The 5,432-nt window shown below is 52.0% G+C and carries 5 protein-coding genes; 4 read left to right on the top strand and 1 reads right to left on the bottom strand.

Annotated elements, in window-relative coordinates; genetic code table 11:
- On the bottom strand, positions 1 to 835 hold an 835-nt coding region (gene nadC / locus ABYP33_RS17100), incomplete at its 3' end, for a carboxylating nicotinate-nucleotide diphosphorylase (RefSeq protein ID WP_373092364.1).
- Positions 836 to 1,088: 253 nt separating this feature from the next.
- Between nadC and ABYP33_RS17105 the strand changes: the two genes are divergently transcribed.
- The 4 genes from ABYP33_RS17105 to ABYP33_RS17120 all read left to right on the top strand — a co-directional run.
- Positions 1,089 to 3,383, top strand: coding sequence for a DUF1631 domain-containing protein (locus ABYP33_RS17105; RefSeq protein ID WP_373092365.1), 2,295 nt, complete (start codon positions 1,089 to 1,091; stop codon positions 3,381 to 3,383).
- A 113-nt stretch (positions 3,384 to 3,496) separates the two neighbouring features.
- Positions 3,497 to 4,045 (top strand): 1,6-anhydro-N-acetylmuramyl-L-alanine amidase AmpD, encoded by a 549-nt coding sequence (ampD, locus tag ABYP33_RS17110; RefSeq protein WP_373092366.1) that lies wholly within the window; start codon positions 3,497 to 3,499, stop codon positions 4,043 to 4,045.
- A 3-nt stretch (positions 4,046 to 4,048) separates the two neighbouring features.
- Positions 4,049 to 4,903 (top strand): regulatory signaling modulator protein AmpE, encoded by an 855-nt coding sequence (gene ampE, locus ABYP33_RS17115; RefSeq protein WP_373092367.1) that lies wholly within the window; start codon positions 4,049 to 4,051, stop codon positions 4,901 to 4,903.
- 23 nt (positions 4,904 to 4,926) lie between these two features.
- On the top strand, positions 4,927 to 5,432 hold a 506-nt coding region (locus tag ABYP33_RS17120; RefSeq protein ID WP_373092368.1), incomplete at its 3' end, for an ROK family protein.

Consider the following 5,432-nt stretch of genomic DNA (forward strand, 5'->3'; position numbering starts at 1 on the left):
TAAACCGCATCGACAAATCCACCGCCTGCGCATGCTTAGTCAGCGCGCCTATCGAAATATAGTCCACGCCAGTCTCTGCAATACCCGCCAAGGTTGAGGTGTCGACATTCCCGGATGCTTCCAGCTTGGCTCTCCCTGCCGTCATCTCAACGCCGGTTTTCATGTCAGCCAAGCTGAAGTTGTCCAGCATGATGATGTCGGCATTACCCGCTAGGGCGATCTCTAGCTCCGCTAAACTCTCCACTTCCACTTCTACGGGTTTGTCGGGGGCAATTTCTTTGGCGGCGCTGATGGCGGCGGGGATGCCACCACAGGCGGCGATGTGGTTTTCTTTTATAAGAAATGCGTCGTACAGGCCAATACGGTGGTTATGGCAGCCGCCGCAGGTCACCGCGTATTTTTGTGCGGTGCGCAGACCCGGTATGGTTTTACGGGTATCGAGCAGGCGCACTTGAGTGTGGGCGACGATATCGGCGTAGCTTTTACAGATAGTTGCGGTACCAGAGAGTAATTGTAAAAAATTCAGGGCGGTGCGCTCGCCGGTGAGTAGTGAGCGCGCCGAGCCTGCTAGTTCAAAAAGCAATTGATCGGGTTTTACGGCATCGCCGTCGGCGACATGCCAGTGAATTGTGACGGAGCTATCAATTTGGCGAAAAACCTCGTTCACCCATTCAGTGCCGCAAATCACGGCGTTTTCCCGGGTAATAATGCGGGCTTTTGCGGTCTCTGTGATGGGAATAAGCTGGGCGGTGATGTCGCCGCTGCCAATGTCCTCTTTAAGAGCGAAGGCCACGGTTTCTGTGAGGTCGCGTTGTAATTGAGCTGTGAGCTGCATGGTGATTTTCCGGGGCTATTGACAAGATAATTCGGAGCGCCGCTATTCTACCAGCACATGCCTTGGCCTGCCTATGTTCATGGTGTTTTGCTTGGGCTTGTAGGTAGTTGTAACAGTGGTGGCTTGACGGGTATTTGCCGTATAACTATGTCATTCACATGAATTATGCGTCATTGTTAAGCTTTTTCTCGACAGTTCAGGGCCTTACGTTTTATATTTTCAGCGCTCCCATGCAAATTTTGGCGAAAGTATTATGGTAGATCAGTCATCTAAGGTAGTGGATTTACAGTCGCGGCGCGAGCCGGCGTCGACTGGCGCCGCCTTGCCGGTGGCGATAGCCGCAATTCGTGATAAGTGTGTATTGTATTTAAATGACCGTCTTTGCAGTTTGCTAGACGATGTCGACGATGCCTTATTTGAATTGGCGGACGACGCGAGTAATGCTCGTGAGCAGCATGTGTATTTTGATGCGATGCGCGAAATACGGGTGAATAGGCAGTCTATTGAAATGGGCTTTGCCGAGACTTTTGGCCAGGGTTTTAATCTCTCTGGTAGTGGCATTAAAGCCAGCTCCCAAGAAAATGGTCAGGCGAAGCTGCGTTTGCTGGGGTCTGAGGCGTTGGAAGAGCTGGTCGCGCTGGAGGGCATGGCAAAAAAGGCTGAACGCCGTTTTTTGAAAGAAGTTTGGGTGTTGTGCACCGCATGGCAGCAGGCGACGAATGGTCCGGTGCTGGCGGCCAAAGAGTTGCCCGTTGGCCCGGCCAAAATAGCCGAAGCACTGGGCTCGGCATGCCGCAGTTTAGACATTGATATCAAGGCCCGCTTGGTCTTATTTAAGCTGTTTGATACGCAGATTATTAGCGCCTTTGGTGATTTCTATAATGCCTTAAGCCCCGTACTTGAGGCTAATGGCCTGCCTGTTGAGTTGCTGAACAACAAGCCCAGTGCCTCAGACGAAGCCCAAGATCAGGCCAATGGTGAAGCATTGTCCAATGACAAACCTACTGAAGAACGTTCGGAATCAACGGAGCTGGTTACCCAATTATTTGATGCCTTCGATACCATGCTCAGCGCGAACGACGCTGAGTTAGATGGCTCAAACGCGGCGGTTTCTAAGCCCTCGTTTATGGTCGCGTTGCAAGATATGCAAAACGAGCAGTTTACGCATTTTAATGTGCAAGTGTCGGTAAACGGTGGTGATAGTGTTGATTTTAGCGCGATTGCTCAGAAGTTGGTTGGCCGTTTATCACAGGTGATGCGGGTTGCCAGTACCGATGCCTCGGCGCTGAGCTATCAGCGAGACCAGGACACCATTAATTTTGTTGGCGCCTTATTTCAGTATATTTTAGAGGGCGACAGTTTGGCTGAGCCCTTAAAAGGCTTAATTGCTAGATTGCAGATACCCGTGCTGAAAATGGCCATGCTCGATAAGGGTTTTTTCGGTCATGAAGAGCATCCCGCCCGCAAGTTACTCAGTGCCTTGGTTAGTGCGGGTATTGGCTGGTCGCCGGTCGCTGGGGTGGAGAAAGATCCACTGTACCGCGAGATTGAAAAAGTCGTTATGCGGGTGCTGCGTGATTTTGGTGTAGATACTCAAGTTTTTGTCGACGCGCATGCGGAATTCCTTACCTTCAATGAAAAGGCTAAGCGGCGTGCCGAGCTGGTTGCTCAGCGTACGGTCGACACTGAAGACGGCAAGGCAACTGCAGAAACTGCGCGAATGCATATTGCCGGTGTTTTGGAGTCGCGTTTGGCGGGTGTCGATTGCCCACCAGTGCTAAGTAAAATATTGCAGTTGGGTTGGAGCAAGGTGCTATTCCTAAGCTATATTCAGCATGGGCGCGACAGCGAACGATTTGCTGAAGATGCGGGCTTAATTGAGCGTTTGCTTTGGAGTGTGCAGCCCTCTAGTGACCCAGGCCATCGCAATGAATTAATCTCGGCACTTCCGGTCTTGATTGAAACCTTAAGATTGGGTTTCAATCGGGTGTCTTTGAATAGCTTTGAGACTAGCCAGTGGCTAGATCAGCTTGAGCGTTTACACCTTGCCAAGTTGAGCCGCAAAGACACTCCCGCTCTCCCCGAACCAACGGTAACCGCAAAGCTCGAGACTGCGGCGGGCTCAGATATTGCGTCTTTAGACGCAGTGTTGGAGCAAAGCTTTGGGGCCGATAACGACGAGTCGCAGCTTGGCACTGGCAATGAGCGTGTTTCTGATATGGCGTCGGCTGAGCCGGATCCGTCGAGAGCTGACGACGACGCGCAATTAGCGGCACGTTTACAGTCGTTACGGGTGGGCAATTGGGTTGATCTGCGCCAAGACGACGGCAAAATGCTGCGGTGTCGATTGGCCGCTGTTATTAACGGCATTGGTCGCTATATTTTTGTGAACCGCTCGGGGATTAAAGTGGCGGAATTCAATCGTGACGAACTGGCGGTAGCGCTAGCGCGTAAGGCAGTTTTGTTGATTGACGAAGATCGCCAATTTGATCGCGCTTTAGAATCGGTGATTAGCAATTTGCGTGATATGAAAGACAAGCCTCTGTAGCAAGGGGCTTTCGCATTCCTCTTTGATTCGCTTATTTAGCGCAATGTTTTACAGTCCCACCGCTTCCCGTGTAATCTTGCCTCACCCCTTGCCGTAACGAGTGCGGAAGTAGCATGTACTTCATTGATTCGGCTGGCTGGCTAAGCCCAGTCGCCCAGCATCCATCGTCAAATTTTAATGCCAGACCACCAGCTACTGAGATTAGCCTTTTGGTTATTCACAATATCAGTCTGCCGGCGGGCCAATTTGGCGGCCGCTTTATACATGACCTATTTGCCAACTGTCTCGATTGCAGTGCCCATGAGAGCTTTGCTGATTTGCGCGGGCTTACGGTTTCCGCGCATTTATTGATTGACCGCGATGGCGCCGTGAGCCAGTTTGTGTCTTTTGCCGACCGCGCGTGGCACGCGGGGGTCTCGCAGTTTGACGGGCGGGAAAATTGCAATGACTTCAGTATTGGTATTGAACTTGAAGGTTGTGACGAAGTTGCCTATACCCATGCACAGTACGATGCATTAATTGCCATTAGTCGCGTGCTGCGCAATTCATACCCGGCGATTACAGCAGCGCGTATAGTGGGGCATAATGAGATCGCGCCGGGGCGGAAAACCGACCCTGGCGCGGCTTTTGATTGGGTCTATTTTAAAAACGCATTGGAATAAACCATGGATTTTTTTGCAATTTTAATTGCTTGGGCGGCCGTACAGTTTTGGGGAAGCGGCGGGGTGATCCAAAAAGACGAGTGGTTTGAGCGTTTGCAATTGATGGCGCTTAAAATTCCCGCCAGTAGCGCGAGGCTATTTGTAGTATTTGCTTTGCCGGTAATCCTCGTGTTTGCTGTATTGTGGCTAATTAGCCCTATCTTGTTTGGTTTGCCCTTGTTTATTTTAAGCGTGGCAATTTTGCTCTATAGCTTAGGGCGGGGTGACTTTCAGATTCTCTTAAAGCTGTATTTAAATAGCTGGCAGCGCGGTGATCTTGAAGGTGCTTATCAGCATGGTCGGGGGTTCAGCGCCGAGCTCTGTGAGAGCGGTGTTGATAATGCCTCGGAGTTGCATTTGAGTGTGCGCAAGGCCGTTTTCTATCAGGGTTTTGAGCGCTGGTTTGCGGTGGTGTTCTGGTTTGTATTGCTGGGGCCAGCGGGGGCTTTAGCCTACCGCCTGCTGTTTATGTTGGCTGCCAGTAGCAGTCTGCCTCAGCAAGATCGTGATACGGCAGCAAACGGCCTGTTTTATTTGGAGTGGGCGCCAGTGCGTTTATTAGGCTTGGCCTTTGCTATTGTCGCCAACTTCGATACCTGTATTGGCGTATGGCGACAGCATGTAAGCAGTGACCAACCCAGCGCCGAGGTGTTAGACGATATTGGTATGAAGTCCCTGCCAAGCTATATTCCTGACGGTCAGATAGACGGTGAGCAGTTTGTGAAGTCGGCTGCAGATGAACTTACCGCGGTGCAGCTGCTGCTGTCGCGCAGCCTGTTGTGTTGGGTATGCGTGGTCGCGGTATTGCAGCTGGTGTAGACGGGTTTTAAAAAGGGCTGAGCATGAAACTAGGGATTGATCTTGGCGGCACCAAAATTGAAGGTGTGGTGCTATCTGCAAGCGGCATTGTGCTCGCCAAGGAGCGTGTTGCTACGCCGCAGAATTACCCCGCCATTATCGATGCCATTGCTGATTTGGTTGGCCGCCTAGAAGCGACCGCCGGTGGTCACGCGAGTGTGGGCGTTGGCGGCCCAGGCGCTGAATCGGCCCTTACTGGCCGCATGAAAAACAGCAATACCCAATGTATCAATGGCGAAGCCCTGCGTGATGATCTCAGTATCCAGCTGGGGCGACTGGTTCGTTTTAGTAATGATGCTAATTGCTTTGCGCTGTCTGAGGCCGTGGATGGCGCTGGCGCGCCCTATAGCTCGGTGTTTGGCGTAATCCTCGGCACCGGCACTGGCGGCGGCCTGGTGTTTAACAAGCAGGTACTGAGCGGCGCCAATGGTATTGCCGGGGAGTGGGGGCACACCCCAATGCCAAACATGACAGAAGGGCGGCCGTGCTA

Source organism: Zhongshania sp., assembly GCF_041584495.1.
Classification (GTDB): Bacteria; Pseudomonadota; Gammaproteobacteria; order Pseudomonadales; family Spongiibacteraceae; genus Spongiibacter.